14 protein-coding genes are annotated in these 18,732 nt (G+C 72.3%); 8 read left to right on the top strand and 6 right to left on the bottom strand.

What is annotated here, in order from left to right:
- Positions 1-23: 23 nt before the first annotated feature.
- Positions 24-947, bottom strand: a complete 924-nt coding sequence (locus ABZV34_RS26620) for an LLM class F420-dependent oxidoreductase (protein WP_356281532.1) — start codon at positions 945-947, stop codon at positions 24-26.
- 367 nt (positions 948-1,314) lie between these two features.
- Between ABZV34_RS26620 and ABZV34_RS26615 the strand changes: the two genes are divergently transcribed.
- The gene (locus ABZV34_RS26615; RefSeq protein WP_356281529.1) at positions 1,315-2,790 is read left to right on the top strand and encodes a 3' terminal RNA ribose 2'-O-methyltransferase Hen1; all 1,476 of its coding nucleotides are present in this window, start codon (positions 1,315-1,317) and stop codon (positions 2,788-2,790) included.
- Positions 2,787-5,336 carry a polynucleotide kinase-phosphatase gene (locus ABZV34_RS26610; protein ID WP_356281526.1) on the top strand — a complete coding sequence of 850 codons (2,550 nt, stop codon included), beginning with the start codon at positions 2,787-2,789 and terminating at the stop codon, positions 5,334-5,336. The genes ABZV34_RS26615 and ABZV34_RS26610 overlap by 4 nt, the downstream gene beginning before the upstream one ends.
- Before the next feature lie 200 nt (positions 5,337-5,536).
- Here ABZV34_RS26610 and ABZV34_RS26605 read toward each other — a convergent pair whose 3' ends face one another.
- Both ABZV34_RS26605 and ABZV34_RS26600 read right to left on the bottom strand, forming a co-directional pair.
- Entirely contained in the window at positions 5,537-6,430 is an 894-nt protein-coding gene (locus tag ABZV34_RS26605) for a hypothetical protein (protein WP_356281524.1), read from the bottom strand.
- Positions 6,427-7,470: an SPFH domain-containing protein gene (locus tag ABZV34_RS26600; protein ID WP_356281522.1), complete on the bottom strand. Its 1,044-nt coding sequence runs from the start codon at positions 7,468-7,470 to the stop codon at positions 6,427-6,429. Before ABZV34_RS26600 ends, ABZV34_RS26605 begins: the two co-directional genes overlap by 4 nt.
- A 163-nt stretch (positions 7,471-7,633) precedes the next feature.
- On the opposite strand from ABZV34_RS26600, the gene ABZV34_RS26595 reads away from it, so the two are divergent.
- Together ABZV34_RS26595 and argF are read left to right on the top strand one after the other, a co-directional pair.
- The gene (locus ABZV34_RS26595) at positions 7,634-8,857 is read left to right on the top strand and encodes an arginine deiminase (protein WP_356281519.1); all 1,224 of its coding nucleotides are present in this window, start codon (positions 7,634-7,636) and stop codon (positions 8,855-8,857) included.
- Between the two features lie 300 nt (positions 8,858-9,157).
- The gene (argF, locus tag ABZV34_RS26590) at positions 9,158-10,192 is read left to right on the top strand and encodes an ornithine carbamoyltransferase (RefSeq protein WP_356281516.1); all 1,035 of its coding nucleotides are present in this window, start codon (positions 9,158-9,160) and stop codon (positions 10,190-10,192) included.
- A 132-nt stretch (positions 10,193-10,324) separates the two neighbouring features.
- On the opposite strand, the gene ABZV34_RS26585 is transcribed toward argF, so the two are convergent.
- Complete coding sequence (locus ABZV34_RS26585; protein WP_356281513.1) at positions 10,325-10,780, bottom strand: ATP-binding protein; 456 nt, start codon at positions 10,778-10,780, stop codon at positions 10,325-10,327.
- A gap of 353 nt (positions 10,781-11,133) precedes the next feature.
- Here ABZV34_RS26585 and ABZV34_RS26580 point away from each other — a divergent pair, with 353 nt between their 5' ends.
- Together ABZV34_RS26580 and ABZV34_RS26575 are read left to right on the top strand one after the other, a co-directional pair.
- Positions 11,134-11,961 (top strand): enoyl-CoA hydratase family protein, encoded by an 828-nt coding sequence (locus tag ABZV34_RS26580; protein WP_356281510.1) that lies wholly within the window; start codon positions 11,134-11,136, stop codon positions 11,959-11,961.
- Between the two features lie 110 nt (positions 11,962-12,071).
- On the top strand, positions 12,072-14,339 hold the full coding sequence (locus ABZV34_RS26575) for a bifunctional salicylyl-CoA 5-hydroxylase/oxidoreductase (protein WP_356281601.1): 2,268 nt from the start codon (positions 12,072-12,074) through the stop codon (positions 14,337-14,339).
- Between the two features lie 37 nt (positions 14,340-14,376).
- On the opposite strand, the gene ABZV34_RS26570 is transcribed toward ABZV34_RS26575, so the two are convergent.
- Positions 14,377-15,195 (bottom strand): PaaX family transcriptional regulator C-terminal domain-containing protein, encoded by an 819-nt coding sequence (locus tag ABZV34_RS26570; RefSeq protein WP_356281507.1) that lies wholly within the window; start codon positions 15,193-15,195, stop codon positions 14,377-14,379.
- A 15-nt stretch (positions 15,196-15,210) separates the two neighbouring features.
- Positions 15,211-16,926, bottom strand: coding sequence for an AMP-binding protein (locus tag ABZV34_RS26565; RefSeq protein WP_356281504.1), 1,716 nt, complete (start codon positions 16,924-16,926; stop codon positions 15,211-15,213).
- 214 nt (positions 16,927-17,140) lie between these two features.
- Between ABZV34_RS26565 and ABZV34_RS26560 the strand changes: the two genes are divergently transcribed.
- Together ABZV34_RS26560 and ABZV34_RS26555 are read left to right on the top strand one after the other, a co-directional pair.
- Positions 17,141-18,313: an acyl-CoA dehydrogenase family protein gene (locus ABZV34_RS26560; RefSeq protein WP_356281501.1), complete on the top strand. Its 1,173-nt coding sequence runs from the start codon at positions 17,141-17,143 to the stop codon at positions 18,311-18,313.
- Positions 18,310-18,708 carry a RidA family protein gene (locus ABZV34_RS26555; protein WP_356281598.1) on the top strand — a complete coding sequence of 133 codons (399 nt, stop codon included), beginning with the start codon at positions 18,310-18,312 and terminating at the stop codon, positions 18,706-18,708. Before ABZV34_RS26560 ends, ABZV34_RS26555 begins: the two co-directional genes overlap by 4 nt.
- The last annotated feature ends 24 nt before the right edge of the window (positions 18,709-18,732 follow it).

Below are 18,732 nucleotides of genomic sequence, written 5' to 3'. Positions count from 1 at the left end.
CAGGACGCGGCCGTTCCGAACCCTCAACCCACCTGCGGCATCACCTCGGACGCGATCAGCTCCAGGTGATCCAGGTCGTCGAGGTCGAGCATCTGGAGATACATCCGCTGCGCGCCGACGCCCTGGAACCGGGCGATGCTCTCGACGACCTCCGCGGGCGACCCCGCGAGACCGTTCGCCTTCAGCTCCTCCACGTCACGCCCGATCGCGTCCGCCCGACGCTTCACCTCCAAGTCGGTCCTGCCGACGCAGGCGACGAGCGCGTTGGAGTACACCAGGTCGTCCCCCTCGCGCCCGGCCTCCTCGGCCGCCGCCCGCACCCGCTGGAACTGCCGCTCGGTGTCCGCGAGGGAGGCGAAGGGCATGTTGAACTCGTCGGCGTACCGCGCCGCCAGGGCCGGCGTCCGCTTGGCCCCGTGGCCGCCGATCAGGACCGGCACCTTCGACTGCGCGGGCTTCGGCAACGCGGGGGAGTCCTTGAGCTGGTAGAACTTCCCCTCGTAGGTGAACCGTTCACCGACCGGCGTGTTCCACAGGCCTGTGACGACGGCGAGTTGTTCCTCCAGCCGGCCGAACTTCTCCTTGGGGAACGGAATCCCGTACGCCTCGTGCTCGGCCTCGTACCAGCCGGAGCCGAGTCCGAACTCCACCCGCCCGCCCGACATCTGGTCGACCTGCGCCACCTGGATGGCGAGGACGCCGGGGAGGCGGAAGGTGCCGGCCGTCATCAGGGTGCCGAGCCGGATCCGGTCCGTCTCGCGCGCGAGGGCGGCCAGCGTGATCCACGCGTCGGTGGGCCCGGGGAGCCCGTCGCCGGACCCCATGTGCAAGTAGTGGTCGGAGCGGAAGAAGGCTCCGTAGTGGAGGTCTTCGGCGGCCTTGGCGACGCGGAGCAGCGTCTCGTAGGTCGCCCCTTGCTGCGGTTCTGTGAAGACTCGAAGATCCATGTATCCATCATGCACCGGTCGCATCAGTCGTCCCATCCGGCGCCGCAGTCACCCCCGTAACCGATCGTGCCGATCCGGACACAGGGTGCCGTGACCGTCGGCCACCCCGTGTCCCGGGTAGTCCGGCGTGGGCCGTCACCAGGGAAAATTCCCGGCTCCGCCCGAGGCGTTCGCTGTAGGTTGGGCAGGCGCGCCGAGGGCACGGCATGGCGCGCTCTTCCCCTGTCGCGGTTCACCGTCGACCGGCGCCGGACACCCGGAGCACACGTGCTCGGAGCACGCGTTCCCGCAGGACGTGTTCCCGGAGTGCGCGGTCAGGTCCGTACGGAAAGTCCGCGGCTCAGATGACGTTTCGAGGAAGACCACAGTGTTTCTGACGATCAGCACCACCGGCGACCCGGAACGCCCCGCGACCGACCTCGGATTCCTGCTGCACAAGCACCCCGACAAGGCGCAGGTGTTCTCGACCTCCTACGGCACGGCCCACGTCCTCTACCCCGAGGCGTCCGCCGAGCGGTGCACGGCCGCGCTGTTGCTGGAGGTCGACGCGGTGGCGCTGGTCCGGCGCGGCAAGGGCAAGGGCCGCGGAGGCGCACCCGACGCCGCGCTCGCCCAGTACGTCAACGACCGGCCGTACGCGGCCTCGTCCCTGCTCGCCGTGGCGCTGAGCGCGGTGTTCTCCAGCGCGATGAAGGGGCGGTGCGCCGCGAAGCCGGATCTCCCCGCTCGCGCGCTGCCCCTGCGGATCGAGGTGCCCGCGCTTCCCGCGCGAGGCGGCGCCGACCTCGTACGCCAGCTGTTCGAGCCGCTCGGCTGGACCGTGGGTGTCGAGGCCGTGGCGCTGGACGCCCGGTTCCCCGAGTGGGGTGCGTCGCGGTACGTCGGTCTCGTCCTCGAGTCGGCCCGGCTGACGCTCGCCGAGGCACTGCGTCACCTCTATGTCCTGCTCCCCGTGCTCGACGACGCCAAGCACTACTGGGTGTCGTCCGACGAGGTCGACAAGCTGCTGCGGGCGGGCGAGGGCTGGCTGCCGGACCACCCCGAGCAGAAGCTGATCACCAGCCGGTACCTCTCCCGGCGCTGGTCCCTGACGCGTGAGGCGATGGAGCGGCTGGAGCTCGTCCGGCTCGCCGAGACCGACGACACCGAGGTCGAGGACATCGACAACGCGGTCGACGAGGAGACCGACACCGAGGAGAGGCCGGTGCCGCTCGCCGTGCGGCGGCGGGACGCAGTCCTCGCCGCGCTGCACGCCCGTGGCGCCGCTCGGGTCCTCGATCTCGGCTGCGGCCAGGGGCAGTTGGTGCAGGCGCTGCTCAAGGACACGCGGTTCACCGAGATCGTCGGGGTGGACGTGTCGATGCGCGCGCTCACCATCGCCGCGCGCCGGCTCAAGCTGGACCGGATGGGCGAGCGGCAGGCGGCGCGCGTACAGCTTCTGCAGGGCTCGCTCGCCTATACCGACAAGCGGCTCAAGGGGTACGACGCCGCCGTGCTCAGCGAGGTCGTCGAACACGTCGACCTGCCCCGGCTGCCCGCCCTGGAGTACGCGGTGTTCGGCTCCGCGCGCCCCAGGACCGTCCTGGTGACCACCCCGAACGTCGAGTACAACGTCCGCTGGGAGACCCTCCCGGCCGGACATGCCCGGCACGGCGACCACCGCTTCGAGTGGACCCGCGAGGAGTTCCGGAGCTGGGCGCGCGGAGTGGCCGAACGCCACGGCTACGAGGTGGAGTTCACGCCCGTGGGCCCCGACGACCCCGAGGTGGGGCCGCCGACCCAGATGGCCGAGTTCTCCCTGAACACAACCACCCAGGACACGAAGGAGGAGAAGGCCGCATGAGCAGCGAAGACACCACCCGGGGGCGGGTCCTGCCCGTCACCGACCTCTCCCTGGTCGTCCTGATCGGCGCGTCCGGATCGGGTAAGTCGACCTTCGCCCGCAGGCACTTCAAGCCGACCGAGGTCATCTCCAGCGACTTCTGCCGGGGTCTCGTCGCCGACGACGAGAACGACCAGAGCGCCAGCGGCGACGCCTTCGACGTCCTCCACTACATCGCGGGCAAGCGGCTCGCGGCGGGCCGGCGCACGGTGGTGGACGCGACGAACGTCCAGCAGGAGAGCCGCCGTCAGCTGATCGAGACCGCCAGGAAGCACGACGTGCTGCCCATCGCGATCGTCCTCGACGTACCCGAGGAGGTGTGCGCCGGACGCAACGCGTCCCGGACCGACCGGGCCGACATGCCACGCCGTGTCATCCAGCGGCACATCCGTGAACTCCGTCGCTCCCTGCGGAGCCTGGAGCGCGAGGGCTTCCGGAAGGTGCACGTGCTGCGCGGCGAGGCGGAGATCGAGGCCGCCGAGATCCGCACCGAGCGGCGCTTCAACGACCTGACCCATCTGACCGGTCCCTTCGACATCGTGGGCGACATCCATGGCTGTGCCTCGGAACTGGAAACCCTGCTCGGCAAGCTGGGTTATGTCGACGGTGCGCACCCGGGGGGCCGTACGGCCGTCTTCGTCGGCGACCTCGTCGACCGGGGACCGGACACGCCCGGCGTGCTGCGCCGTGTGATGTCGATGGTCGCGTCCGGCAACGCCCTGTGCGTGCCCGGCAACCACGAGAACAAGCTCGGCCGTCACCTCGGGGGCCGCAAGGTCCAGCACACCCACGGACTCGCCGAGACCGTCGCGCAGCTGGCGGGGGAGAGCGAGGAGTTCCGGGCACAGGTGAAGGGGTTCGTCGACGGTCTGGTCAGTCACTACGTCCTGGACGGCGGACGGCTCGTCGTCTGCCACGCCGGACTGCCCGAGCGGTACCACGGCCGTACGTCGGGCCGGGTGCGTGCGCACGCGCTGTACGGCGACACGACCGGGGAGACGGACGAGTTCGGCCTGCCGGTGCGGTACCCGTGGGCGGAGGACTACCGGGGCCGTGCGGCGGTCGTCTACGGCCACACCCCGGTGCCGCAGGCGACCTGGCTGAACAACACCCTCTGCGTCGACACCGGCGCCGTCTTCGGCGGCAAGCTCACCGCGCTGCGCTGGCCGGAGCGCGAGCTCGTCGACGTACCCGCCGAGCGGGTCTGGTACGAGCCGGCGAAGCCGCTGGCCTCCGAGGCGCCCGGCGGACACGAGGGGCGTCCGCTCGACCTCGCGGACGTGCACGGCCGGCGGGCCGTCGAGACGCGGTACGCCGGGCGGGTCGCGGTGCGCGAGGAGAACGCGGCGGCGGCCCTGGAGGTCATGAGCCGTTTCGCGGTCGACCCGCGGCTGCTGCCGTACCTCCCGCCGACGATGGCACCGACCGCGACGTCCCGGGTGGACGGGTATCTGGAGCACCCGGCGGAGGCCTTCGCCCAGTACCGGGAGGACGGGGTCGCCCGGGTCGTGTGCGAGGAGAAGCACATGGGTTCCCGGGCGGTGGCGCTGGTCTGCCGGGACGCCGGGGTGGCACGCGAGCGGTTCGGGGTGGCCGGCGGGCCCACCGGGTCGCTGTACACCCGTACCGGCAGGCCCTTCTTCGCCGACGCCGGGGTCACCGAGGAGATCCTCGGGCGGCTGCGGGACGCGGCGGGGGCCGCGGGTCTGTGGGAGGAACTGGGGACGGACTGGCTGTTGCTCGACGCCGAGCTGATGCCGTGGTCGCTCAAGGCGTCCGGACTGCTGCGGACGCAGTACGCGGCTGTCGGCGCCGCGTCCGGGGCGGTGTTCCCGGGGGCGCTGGCCGCGCTCGAAGGGGCGGCGGCGCGGGGTGTCGACGTGCGGGACCTGCTGGGCCGGCAGCGGGAACGGGCTGCCGACGCGGCGGCGTTCACCGACGCCTACCGGCGGTACTGCTGGACGACGGACGGCCTGGAAGGGGTGCGGCTCGCGCCGTTCCAGATCCTGGCGGCGCAGGGGCGCAGCCTGGCCGCGCTCCCGCACGACGAGCAGCTCGCGCTGATCGACCGGCTCGTCGAGCACGACGGGAGCGGGCTGCTCCGGACGACCCGGCGGTTGTTCGTCGAGACCGGGGACGCGGAGTCCGTGCGGGCCGGTGTCGACTGGTGGCTGGAGATGACCGGGCGCGGCGGCGAGGGCATGGTCGTCAAGCCCGTCGAGGCGGTCGTCCGGGGCGGACAGGGCCGGTTGGTGCAGCCCGGTATCAAGTGCCGGGGGCGGGAGTACCTGCGGATCATCTACGGACCGGAGTACACCCGGCCGGAGAATCTGGCGCGGCTGCGGGGGCGGTTCCTCAACCACAAGCGGTCGTTGGCGATCCGGGAGTACGCGCTGGGGCTGGAGGGGTTGGAGCGGCTGGCGGAGGGGGAGCCACTGTGGCGGGTGCATGAGGCTGTGTTCGGTGTACTGGCGCTGGAGTCCGAACCGGTGGACCCACGTCTGTAGCCGATTCCTCGCCCTGCTTGCCCCTACCCGACCCATCCTTCACCCGGGGGCTCCGCACCCAGACCCCGGTATCGGCCTCAAGGGCCTTGTCCTCACACGCCGGACGGGCCGATGGTGCGGGCCTGGGCCGCGGACTTTCAGTCCGTCCGGCGTGTGAGGACGAGCCTTCGGGATGGGTAGGGGCGGCGGGGCGAGGACGCTCAGGTCAGCAGCCGCAGCCTGACCCCCGCAACCCCCACCCGCACCGTCTGCCCCCACACCAGCTCCACCGCGTCGCCCTCCATCCCGTCCCCGAACGCGATCAGCCGATCGGACTCGACGGTGAGCGACAACCGCCCGGACCCCCCGAGCTCGCCGGCCACGAGCGACGTACCGGTGACCGGCGACGGCCAGGCCTCGCGGACGAACCAGATCAGCCGTTCGTCCGTGGGGCGGGGCAGCGGCAACTCGCCGCCCCGCCCCTGCCACACCGAGCGGAGCCACCCGCTCGCCCCCGTCCCGGTGCCCACCAGCACCCCGGACGAGGCCTGGGGCTCGACGGCACCCCCGTACTCGTCGAGCCCCAGCCGATAGCGGGCCGTCTGATGGCCCGCGGCTCCCAGATAGATCTCGTTGAGCGCCAGCAGCCGCTGCGTGTCGTCCGCGACCGCCTCGACCATGGTCAGCTCGTCGGCCGGACCCCCGCGCGCCGACGCGAGCAGGGTGCCCGTGTCCCGGGGCCGATGCCGCACCAGCACGCCCGGATTGCGCCCGGGATCGGTGTCGATCCCGATCACCGGCTGCCCGGACAGGTACTTGGCGACATTGGCCACCAGCCCGTCCTGCCCCACCACGACCACGACGTCCTCGGGACCGAACAGGAACCGGTCCAGATCGCCCCGCTCGACCCTGGCCTGACGCCACGTCAGTGACACCGCGGCGGTCACCTCCGCCAGCGCCCGCCGGTTGCGGCGGCTCCGCTCCGCGACCTCCTCGATGTCCCGGCCGCGGGAGGTGAGGAAGAACGCCGCCTGCCCGTGCGTCCCGTGCCGGGCCACCAACTCCTCGTACTCCGTGGTGCGATGGACGAGCACGACCCGTGGGGCGAGGCTCACGCCGGCTCTCCGGGGGTCCCGCCGAGCCGGGACAGCAGACCGGTCAGGACGTCGGGCGACACGGTGACGCTGTCGATGCGCGGCAGGTTCTCGGCGAGCCGTGTGCCCGTCAGGGCGTGCAGCGTGGCCACGTCCACGTCCGAGTGGACCCGCAGCCAGGCGGCCTGGGCCACGGCCCGCGCCTCGCCGACCTCGCGCGCCGCCTGCGCCTCGGCCTGGGCCAGCCGTACCACGCGGGTACCCTCGGCGTCCGCCAGGCGGACCGTCCGCGCGGCCTCCGCTCCGGCCCGCACCGCGTCCGCCGCCGCGTGCTCCTCCGCCTCGCGCCGCGCGTTCGTTCCGCGCTGGTCGACCAACTGCTCCTCGCGCCGGGCGAGTTCGATCTGACTCGCGAGCTCGTTCTCGGCGATCGCCCGCTCCCGCTCGACCGCGACGGCCCGCCGTTCGTACGTCGCCCGGTCGGCCTCCTGCTGGATCTGCTCGCGGGCGGGGGTGCGCAGGGCCCGCTCCACCTCGGGCTCGGGGCGCAGCGCCACGACACGTACGGCCACGACCTCGATCCCCGTGGACGGAAGCCGGGGTTCGGCGGCCAGGCCGCCCGCGATCCGTTCGCGCACCGAGGCGACGCCGTCGACCAGGGCCGCCGCCAGGGGCGTACGGGCGAGTACGTCCAGAGCGTGCTGCTGGGCCGTCTCGGTCAGCAGCGTCCCCAGCTGTTCGAGGGGGGTGCCGCGCCAGGCGCCCGTGTCGGGATCGATGGAGAAGTCCAGGCGCGCTGACGCGACCCCCGGGTCGCTGATGCGGTAGGTGACGGTTGCCTGCACGGCGACGTCCTGGAAGTCGGAGGTACGGGCGTGGAAGGTCATCGCCAACTCGCGGTCGTCCACCGGCACTTCGGAGAGCGCGGCGGTCAGGGAGCGGTACCAGAAGCTGAGCCCGGGGCCGTCGTGCACGAGCCCGCCCGACCGGTGGTGGCGGACGTGGGCGGTCGGCGCGCCGCGCAGATGGCGCCAGCCGAGACGCCGGGTGATGTCGGCCATGGGTACCCCCTTGCCGCCGGGCGGTCCCGGCGGCCCTTCGTTCCTTGTTGTCGTCAGTGAGACGATAATCGGGGTTCCGGTTATCGTCAAGAGGACGAAATCAAGTGGTCCGGGTCGGCCCGATCCGCGGGTGAACGGGCGTCCGGATGGTCAGGATGGAGACATGGGATTCCATGTCGACTCCGAGGCCGGGCGGCTGCGCCGCGTCATCTTGCACAGGCCTGATCTGGAGCTCAAAAGGCTCACCCCCAGCAACAAGGACGCGCTGCTCTTCGACGACGTGCTGTGGGTGCGCCGGGCCCGTGCGGAGCACGACGGGTTCGCGGACGTGCTGCGCGACCGGGGGGTCACCGTCCACCTCTTCGGCGACCTGCTCGCCGAGGCGCTGGAGATCCCGGCCGCCAGATCGCTCGTCCTGGACCGGGTTTTCGACGAGAAGGAGTACGGACCGCTCGCGACCGATCACCTGCGGGCCTCCTTCGAGACGCTGCCCGCCGACGAGTTGGCCGCCGCGCTCGTCGGCGGCATGACCAAGCGGGAGTTCCTGGACGTTCATCCGGAGCCCACGTCCGTGCGCTTCCATGTCATGGACCTCGACGACTTCCTGCTCGGTCCGCTGCCGAACCACCTCTTCACCCGGGACACCTCCGCCTGGATCTACGACGGGGTCTCCATCAACGCCATGCGGTGGCCGGCCCGGCAGCGCGAGACCGTGCACTTCGAGGCGATCTACCGGCATCACCCGCTCTTCCGGGACGAGTCCTTCCACCTCTGGTCGGAGGGCCAGGCGGACTACCCGTCGACCATCGAGGGCGGTGACGTCCTGGTCATCGGCAACGGCGCGGTCCTCATCGGTATGAGCGAGCGGACCACTCCCCAGGCCGTCGAGATGCTCGCGCACAAGCTGTTCGCCGCCGGCTCGGCCCGCACCATCGTGGCGCTCGACATGCCCAAGCGGCGGGCCTTCATGCACCTCGACACCGTGATGACGATGGTGGACGGCGACACCTTCACCCAGTACGCGGGGCTCGGCATGCTGCGCTCGTACACCATCGAGCCGGGCGTGGGGGAGAAGGAACTGAAGGTCACCGACCATCCTCCGGAGCACATGCACCGCGCGATCGCCGCGGCGCTCGGACTCACCGAGATCCGCGTCCTGACCGCCACGCAGGACGTGCACGCGGCGGAGCGCGAACAGTGGGACGACGGGTGCAACGTCCTCGCCGTCGAGCCGGGTGTCGTGGTCGCCTACGAGCGGAACGCGACCACCAACACGCATCTGCGCAAGCAGGGCATCGAGGTCATAGAGATCCCGGGCAGTGAGCTCGGCCGCGGCCGGGGTGGCCCCCGTTGTATGAGCTGCCCGGTCGAACGGGCACCCGTATAGGCTCCGGTACCGCTCACCGCTCACGTACCGGAGCGGTCTCCGCCCGCGTCGGTCCCCCGCGTCGCCGGCGCGCCCGAGGTGACCTCCGGGCCCACCGCCGGGACCGCGGACGGCCGGGTCCGGCTTCGCCGCGTGCAGGTGGCAGGTGGTCCCGGCCCGCGCCGGGCGGCTCCGTCGGCATCGTCGCCCAGGGCGTGCAGACCACACCCGCTCCGTATAGAAATGTTGAACATCGTATAGAATTCCAAAAGTCCCCGTCCGTGTGACCCCTTCCGTCCCCCAGCCCCCAGGAGCGCCCCCATGGCGACAGTTCCGCCCGCCCTCGCCGGCCGCCACTTCCTCAAGGAGCTGGACTTCACGGGAGAGGAGTTCCGCGGTCTGATCGAGCTGGCCGCCGAGCTGAAGGCGGCCAAGAAGGCCGGGACCGAGACCCCGTACCTGCGCGGCAGGAACATCGCGCTGATCTTCGAGAAGACCTCGACCCGTACCCGCTGCGCCTTCGAGGTCGCCGCCGCGGACCAGGGTGCCTCGACGACGTATCTGGACCCCTCCGGCTCGCAGATGGGCCACAAGGAGTCCGTGAAGGACACCGCGCGCGTCCTCGGCAGGATGTTCGACGCGATCGAGTACCGGGGCGACAGCCAGGCCTCGGTCGAGGAACTGGCCGCGTACGCCGGCGTGCCCGTCTACAACGGCCTGACCGACGACTGGCACCCCACCCAGATGCTCGCGGACGTGCTCACGATGACCGAGCACTGCGCCAAACCCCTGGACGGGATCGCCTTCGCCTATCTCGGTGACGCCCGTTTCAACATGGGCAACTCCTACCTGGTCACCGGCGCGCTCCTCGGCATGGACGTCCGTATCGTCGCCCCGCGGGCCTACTGGCCCGCCGACGAGATCATCGCGCGGGCCCGCGAACTCGCCGGGGCCAACGGCGGCCGGGTCACCCTCACCGAGGACGTGGGCGAGGGCGTCCGGGGCGCCGACTTCGTCGCCACCGATGTCTGGGTGTCCATGGGTGAGCCCAAGGAGGTGTGGGACGAGCGCATCGGCGCCCTGTCCCCGTACGCCGTGACCATGGACGTGCTGCGCGCCACCGGCAACCCGGACGTGCGGTTCCTGCACTGTCTGCCGGCCTTCCACGACCTCGGCACCAAGGTCGGCCGCGAGATCCACGCCACCCACGGTCTCGACTCGCTCGAAGTGACCGACGAGGTGTTCGAGTCGCCCCACTCGGTCGTCTTCGACGAGGCGGAGAACCGGCTGCACACCATCAAGGCGGTCCTGGTCGCGACCCTGGCCCGACCGGCGTCGCCGCAGTCCATGTCCTGACCGGCGGTCCGGAGAGCCACCCCTTCCGCGGCCGCCACGCGACTCTCTCCGGGCGCTCGGCCCCGCCCGAGCGCGTCCTCGTGTACGTCCTCTACGGGTGCCGTCGCTCGCTGCTCGCGCGCCCGGCCGGGGTCACGCCGGCCGCCGCCGCTGATCCGGCACCACGGGAAGCCTGAACCAGACCGCCTTGCCTGCGTCGGTCGGGCGGTGACCGCAGGAGGAGCTGAGGGTCCGGATCAGCAGGAGGCCGCGCCCGTGCTCCTGCCAGGGGTCGGGTGTCTCGACCGGTCCGGGGGCGGTCAGATTGCCCGGCGGCGCCGGGTCGGGATCGTGCACCTCGACCTGGCAGCCGGTCGCCATCAGTTCCACGACCAGCTCTATGGGACCGTTCCCGGCGGTGTGTTCCACGGCGTTGGCCACCAGCTCCGCGGTGAGCAGCTCCGCGGTGTCGCTGTCGGCCGAGTGCTCCAGCTCGGCCATCGCGGTGCGGACCAGGGCGCGCGCCACCGGCACGGCCGCGGCGGTGTGCGGCAGCGCGATGCGCCAGGAGGCGGGAGCGGGGGTGTCGTGCACGGTGGGTCCGTTCATGGAGCAGGCTGTCCTGCTTTCAACTTTAGGAAGGGTACGGCGCGGCCCGGCAGAGGCGCCCGGCGGGCGCTTCGCGGGACGTTCGGCAGGGTGCTCCCGGGACGTTCGGCCGATTACGAGGGTGCGTACCCACGCGGGCGGCTCGTCTCCCGTGCGGCGCCCCTGTCGTTACGGGCCTGTCGAGGTCCCGTTACTCGATGACGGACGAGGGGCGGGGGCGGTGGGCGACGGTCGCTTCACGCCAGGGTTATCGCGTACTCGTGACGACAGTCACAGACTGGTGATAACTTCGTGAGGGAGCACGAGCGGTCCCGTCGCGCAGACCGCCGCCCCGCCCGAGGAGGCCGTCCGTCATGAGTCCCTTCACCGGCTCAGCCGCCCGCACCTCCGACTGGCGGCACCTGAGGTGCGAGGTCGCCGACGGGGTCGCCACGGTCACCCTGGCCCGGCCCGAGAAACTCAACGCCCTCACCTTCGGCGCCTACGCCGACCTGCGCGACCTGCTCGCCGAGCTCTCCCGGGAACGGTCGGTCCGTGCCCTGGTGCTGGCCGGCGAGGGCCGCGGCTTCTGTTCGGGGGGCGACGTCGACGAGATCATCGGCGCCACGCTCTCCATGGACACCGCGCAGCTCCTCGACTTCAACCGGATGACCGGACAGGTCGTGCGCGCCGTACGGGAGTGCCCCTTCCCGGTGATCGCGGCGGTGCACGGCGTGGCCGCGGGCGCCGGAGCCGTGCTCGCGCTGGCCGCCGACTTCCGGGTGGCCGACCCCAGCGCCCGCTTCGCCTTCCTCTTCACCCGCGTCGGACTCTCCGGCGGCGACATGGGCGCCGCCTATCTGCTGCCCCGCGTCGTCGGGCTCGGCCACGCGACCCGGCTGCTGATGCTCGGCGAGCCCGTGCGCGCGCCCGAGGCCGAGCGGATCGGCCTGATCAGCGAACTGACCGAGGAGGGGCACGCCGACGAGGCCGCGCGAACGCTGGCCCACCGTCTGGCGGCCGGCCCGGCCCTCGCGTACGCCCAGACGAAGGCGCTGCTCACCGCCGAACTGGACATGCCGCTCGCCGCCTCCGTCGAACTGGACGCCTCGACGCAGGCCCTGCTGATGAACGGCGAGGACTACGCCGAGTTCCACGCCGCCTTCAGCGAGAAGCGCGCGCCGAAGTGGCGGGGGCGATAGCCGTGGTCACCCCGCGCGATCCGGGCGCCCCCAAACCGGCCGGCGCCGTGCCGTCGCGCGCGGGCGCCGTACTGCCCGCGCCGGCCGCGACCGGGCGGCTCGGCGCGCCGCTGCGCGTCGCCGTCGTCGGCGGCGGTCCCGGCGGGCTGTACGCCGCCGCCCTCCTCAAACGGCTCGACCCGGGCCGTGAGATCACCGTGTGGGAGCGCAACGCCCCCGACGACACCTTCGGCTTCGGCGTGGTCCTGTCCGACGAGACGCTCGGCGGCATCGAGCACGCCGACCCCGTCGTGTACGCGGCGCTCCAGGACGAGTTCGTGCGCTGGGACGACATCGACATCGTGCACCGGGGCGTCCACCACACCTCCGGGGGCCACGGCTTCGCGGCGCTCGGCCGGCGCCGGCTGCTGGAGATCCTGCACGAGCGGTGCCGCTCGCTCGGCGTCGACCTGCGCTTCCGGGCCGAGGCCCCGGCGCCGGCCGAGCTGACCAGGGCGTACGACCTGGTCGTCGCCGCCGACGGGGTGCGCAGTCCCACGCGGGAGGCGTACGCGGACGTGTTCGGGCCGTCCGTCGAGGAACACCGGTGCCGCTACATCTGGCTGGCCGCCGACTTCGCCCTCGACGCCTTCCGCTTCGAGGTCGCCGGCACCGAGCACGGGGTGATGCAGCTGCACGCCTACCCGTACGCGGCCGACGCCTCCACCGTCATCGTCGAGATGCGCGAGGAGGTATGGCGGGCCGCCGGTTTCGCGGACCTCGATCCGCGGGAGTCCGTCGAGCGGTGCGCCAAGATCTTCGCCGACGCCCTGGGCGGACGGCCGCTGCGGTCCAACAAGTCCGCGTGGACCACCTTCCGCACGGTGGTCAACGACCGGTGGTCGCACGGCAATCTGGTGCTCCTGGGTGACGCCGCGCACACCGCCCACTTCTCCATCGGCTCGGGCACGAAGCTCGCCGTCGAGGACGCCCTCGCCCTCGCCGCCAGTCTTCAGGAGCGGTCCACGATCGACGAGGCGCTCGCCGCGTACGAGGAGGAGCGGCGCCCGGTGGTCGCGTCCACCCAGCGCGCGGCCCGCGCGAGTCTGGAGTGGTTCGAGAACGTGGGACGGTACGTCGACCAGCGGCCGCGCCAGTTCGCCTTCAACCTCCTCACCCGCAGCCGCCGGGTCACCCACGACAACCTGCGGCTGCGCGACGCCCACTTCACGACCGCGGTCGAGCGCGAGTTCGGCTGCCCGCCCGGCACGCCCCCGATGTTCACCCCGTTCCGGCTGCGCGGGCTGACCCTGCGCAACCGGGTCGTGGTCTCCCCGATGGACATGTACTCGGCCGTGGACGGCGTACCCGGCGACTTCCACCTCGTGCACCTGGGCGCGCGGGCGCTCGGCGGCGCCGGCCTGGTGATGACCGAGATGGTGTGCGTGAGCGCCGAGGGCCGTATCACGCCCGGCTGCGCGGGGCTCTACACGCACCGCCAGGCCGAGTCCTGGCGGCGGATCACCGGCTTCGTGCGCGCCCAGGCACCCGGCACCGCCATCGGCGTGCAGCTGGGCCACGCAGGCCGCAAGGGCTCCACGAAGCTGATGTGGGAGGGCATCGACGAGCCACTGGAGGAGGGCAACTGGCCCCTCGTGGCAGCGTCCCCGATCCCGTACGGACCGGACAGCCAGTCCCCCCGCGAGCTCTCCCGCGCACAACTGACCGACATCCGGGAACAGTTCGCGGCGGCCGCCTGGCGTGCCGCGCGCTGCGGCTTCGACCTCCTGGAACTGCACTGCGCCCACGGCTATCTGCTGTCCGGCTTTCTCTCGCCACTGACCAACCGGCGCACCGACGCCTACGGCGGCACGCTGGAGCGCAGACTGCGCTTCCCGCTGGAGGTCTTCGACGCCGTGCGGGCGGTGTGGCCGGAGGAACGTCCCATGACCGTCCGCATCTCCGCCACCGACTGGGCCGAGGGCGGTACCACCGCGGACGACGCGGTCGCCGTCGCGCGGGCCTTCGCCGCGCACGGCGCGGACGCGGTGGACGTGTCGACGGGCCAGGTGGTGGCGGACGAGCGGCCCGAGTACGGACGCTCGTACCAGACGCCGTACGCCGACCGGATCCGCCACGAGACCGGTCTGCCGGTGATCGCGGTCGGCGCGATCTCCTCCTGGGACGACGTCAACTCGCTGCTCCTGGCGGGGCGGACGGACCTGTGCGCACTCGCCCGGCCGCACCTCTACGACCCGCACTGGACATTGCACGCGGCGGCCGAGCAGGGGTACGAGGGTCCGGGCGTCGCCTGGCCGAAGCCCTACCGCGCGGGCAGCAGACGGCCGCAGACCGGCCGCATCGACGCTCCCAAACCCCGTCTCTCACTGGGGACTTGAGGGCAGTCGCGAGGAACATCCGGGACGCCCGCCTGAACTACGCGGGCACCTCGGTGAAGTCCGCACCGGCGTCGCGCAACCGCTCGTGCAGGGCCCGGAAGACGGCGGCCGAACGGGCGCCGGGCCAGTCCCGGGGCAGCAGCGCGACGGGAAGCCCCGGGTCGGCGTACGGGAGGTGGCGCCAGGTGTCCAGGGCCAGCAGGTAGTCGCGGTACGCCTCCTCGGGAGGGGTGTCCGTGCGCCGCTCCCACGTGTGCAGCACGGGCGCGTGCCGGTCGAGGAACGCCTCGTGCTCCTTGGCGATCGAACTCAGGTCCCACCAGCGCGCGACCGCGTCCACCGTCGCCGCGAAGCCCAGGTGCTCACCACGGAACAGCTCCACGTACGGGTCGAGCCGCAGCCGCGCCAGGGTGTGCCGCGTCTCCTCGTACAGCCGGGCCGGAGCGAGCCACACCCCGGGTGCGGCCGTCCCGAATCCGAGACCGGCCAGCCGGGAGCGCAGTACGTGCCGCTTCTGGCGCTCCGACTCCGGCACGGAGAAGACGGCGAGCACCCAGCCGTCGTCCTCGGGAGGCGCCGTCGCGTACACCCGCCGGTCGCCGTCGTCGAGCAGCTGGCGCGCGTCGGGCGACAGCTCGTAGCCCGCCGCGCCCGCCGAGGTGCGGGCCGGCTCGAGCAGTCCGCGGCGCTTGAGCCGGGAGACCGACGAGCGCACGGAGGGCGCGTCGACGCCGACCGCGGCGAGCAGCCGGATCAACTCGGCCACCGGCACGGGGCCAGGCATGAAACGGCCGTACGCGCCGTAGAACGTGACGATCAGGGACCGGGGGGCGCGCTGCTCTGACACATTGATCACTCTAGTGCTCGAAGATCACTTGGCGCCGCCGGTGGGCAACCCCCCTCCGGGGGACGCCTCGCCCCCGGTAGACGCCTCGCCCCCGGTGGACGGCTCGTCCCCGGGGGACGCCTGCGCGGGGACGGTCGTACGCAGCCGGAACCGCTGCAGTTTCCCCGTCGCCGTGCGCGGCAGCACGTCCAGGAAGACGAACTCGCGGGGGCACTTGTAGGGCGCGAGCTCGGACTTGAGGAAGACCCGCAGCGCCTCCGGGTCCCGTGGTGCGCCCGGCCGCAGCACCGCGTACGCCACCACGACCTGGCCGCGGGCCTCGTCGGGGCGGCCCACGACCGCGGTCTCGACGACGTCCGGGTGGCGCAGCAGCGCGTCCTCGACCTCCGGCCCCGCGATGTTGTACCCGGCCGAGACGATCATGTCGTCGGCGCGGGCGACATAGCGGAAGTAGCCGTCGGCGTCACGGACATAGGTGTCCCCCGTGAGATTCCAGCCGTCGCGCACGTACTCCCGCTGCCGAGGGTCGGCGAGATAGCGGCAGCCCACCGGGCCGCGTACGGCGAGAAGGCCGGGTTCGCCGTCCGGTACCGGATTCCCGTCGGCGCCGACCACGCGGGCCTGCCATCCGGGGACGGGCAGCCCCGTGGTGCCGGGCCTGATCCGCTCGTCGGCCGCGGAGATGAAGATGTGCAGCAGTTCGGTGGCGCCGATGCCGTTGATGATGCGCAGCCCGGTACGGGCCTGCCAGGCCTGCCAGGTCGCGGCGGGCAGGTTCTCACCCGCCGACACACAGCGCCGCAGCGACGTCGTGTCGTGTCCGTCCAGTTCCGTCAGCATCGCCCGGTACGCGGTCGGCGCGGTGAACAGCACGGAGACACGGTGATCCGCGATCGCGGGCAACAACTGCTTGGGACCCGCCTGTTCGAGGAGCAGGGAGCAGGCGCCCGCGCGCATCGGGAAGATGACGAGTCCGCCGAGCCCGAAGGTGAATCCCAGCGGGGGACTGCCGGTGAAGACGTCGTCCTCGCGTGGCCTCAGCACATGGCGGGAGAAGGTGTCCGCCGTCGCCAGCACGTCGCGGTGGAAGTGCACACAGCCCTTGGGCCGGCCGGTCGTGCCCGAGGTGAACGCGATCAGCGCGACGTCGTCGGCGGCCGTGTCCACGGCCGTGAAGGGCTCGTCGGGCGCGCCCGTGATCCGCAGCAGCAGGTCGTCTGGCGCGTCACCGCCGTACGTCGTGATCCGCAGCCCCGGGATGTCCGCGTCGGCCAGGTCGTCCACCGACCGTATGTCGCACAGGGCGTGGGTCACCCGGGCGATCGTGCCCATCGTGGTCAGCTCGTGCGGGCGCTGCTGGGCGAGCACGGTGACGGCGATCGCGCCCGCCTTCAGGACCGCGAGCCAGCACGCGGCCAGCCAGGGTGTGGTGGGCCCGCGCAGCATGACCCGGTTACCGGGTACCACGCCCAGCTCGGTGGTCAGCACATGGGCGATGCGGTCGACGCGCGTGAGGAGCTGTCCGTACGTCCACAGGTCGCCGGAGGGCGTGCGGAAGACGGGACGCTGCGGATGTCCGCCGTCGAGGAGTTCGGCCGCGCAGTTGAGCCGGTCCGGATAGTTCAACTCGGGCAGGTCGAAAGGGAGTCGGGGCCACTGTTCCGGCGGAGGGAGGTGGTCGCGGGCGAAGGTGTCGAGGTGGGCCGAGGTCGTCGGCTCCAGGGTGTCGCCGGGGTCCATGGAGGTTCGCCCCCTTGTCGTGGTGGGCTCGCGGCTCTCAACTCGCGGCTTGTGGCGCGTGGTTGATGGCACATGGTGCGTGGTGCGTGATCCGTGGCGCGTCGTGCGTGGTCGGTCGGTCCGCTCTCGGTTGCGCACAAGGAGCGTATCGTGTTGGTGACGACAGTCAACGTCCCGCGATAACCTGGGGCTCGCAGGGGAGAGGGGACCGGCCGTGACCGTTTTCTCGCTCGACACGGAGCAGGGCGCCTGGTGCGCCGAGCTGCGTACGCTCGCCGCCGAGCGGCTGAGCCCGCTGGCGGAGAAGGGCGAGCCGGGCCACGTCAACCGCCCTCTCGTCGCCGAGCTGGGCCGACTCGGGCTGCTCGCCCGGCTGTTCACCTCGGGCGCGCTCGACCTGTGCCTGATGCGGGAGTCCCTGGCGCACGTCTGTACGGAGGCCGAGACCGCGCTCGCCCTGCAAGGGCTCGGCGCGCATCCGGTGCACGCGCACGGCACCCGGGCGCAGCGCGCGTACTGGCTCCCGCGCGTCTCGGACGGCACCGCGGTGGCCGCCTTCGCCCTCAGCGAGCCCGCCGCGGGCTCCGACGCGGCGGCGTTGACCCTGCGCGCGGAGCGGGCCCTGTCCGCCGGCGAGGGGGACACCGGGACCGTCGCCGAGGCCGACGGCGCCGGGCGCTGGCGGCTCACCGGGGAGAAGTGCTGGATCTCCAACGCGCCCGAGGCCGATTTCTACACCGTCTTCGCGCGGACCACCCAGGGGGCCGGTGCCCGAGGGGTCACCGCGTTCCTCGTCCCCGCCGACCGGCCCGGCCTCACCGGGACCCCGCTCGACATGCTCTCGCCGCACCCGATCGGCGCCCTCGCCTTCGACGCCGTACCGGTCACGGCGGACGACGTGCTCGGCGAACCCGACCGCGGCTTCCGGGTCGCGATGGGCACCCTCAATCTCTTCCGCCCGAGTGTGGGCGCCTTCGCGGTCGGCATGGCGGGAGCGGCCCTGGAGGCCACCCTCGCGCACACCTCCCGGCGAGAGGCGTTCGGAGGCAAGCTGAAGGACCTGCAGACGGTGGCCCACCAGGTCGCCGAGATGGCGCTGCGGACGGAGGCGGCCCGCCTGATGGTGTACGCGGCCGCGGCGGCGTACGACGAAGGGGCCCCGGACGTGCCCCGGCGCGCGGCGATGGCGAAGCTGCTGGCGACCGAGACGGCCCAGTACGTGGTCGACACGGCGGTCCAACTGCACGGCGCCCGCGCCCTGCGTCGCGGTCATCTCCTCGAGCACCTCTACCGGGAGGTCCGCGCTCCCCGTATCTACGAGGGCGCGAGCGAGGTCCAACGAGCTGTCATCGCCAAGGAGTTGTACGCAGCATGGGAGGCACTGTGAGCACCGAGCGTCTCAATCCGCCCGAACTCTCCCCGCCCACCGGTTTCTCGCACGCTGTCGTCGCCACTGGTACCCGCATCGTCTTCCTCGCGGGCCAGACCGCGCTCGACACGGACGGGAAGGTGGCCGGCGAGACCCTCCCGGAGCAGTTCGAGCGGGCGCTGGCGAATCTGCTCACCGCGCTGCGGGCGGCGGGGGGAACCCCGGCCGACCTCGCACGGGTCACCGTCTACGCCACCGATGTCGCGGACTACCGCGCTCACGCCGCCGAACTCGGGCGTGTCTGGCGACGGTTGGCAGGGCGCGACTACCCCGCGATGGCCGTGGTCGGCGCGGCGCGGCTGTGGGACGAGCGCGCCCTGGTCGAACTCGACGGCTTCGCGGTACTGGCGTAGCGCGGTGCCGGAGCGGTGGGGGTG

It is taken from the genome of Streptomyces sp. NPDC005195, assembly GCF_040608315.1.
GTDB lineage: Bacteria > Actinomycetota > Actinomycetes > Streptomycetales > Streptomycetaceae > Streptomyces > Streptomyces kaempferi.
The sequence above is the reverse complement of the archived record's forward strand: the minus strand, read 5'-3'. Positions and strand labels throughout refer to the sequence as shown.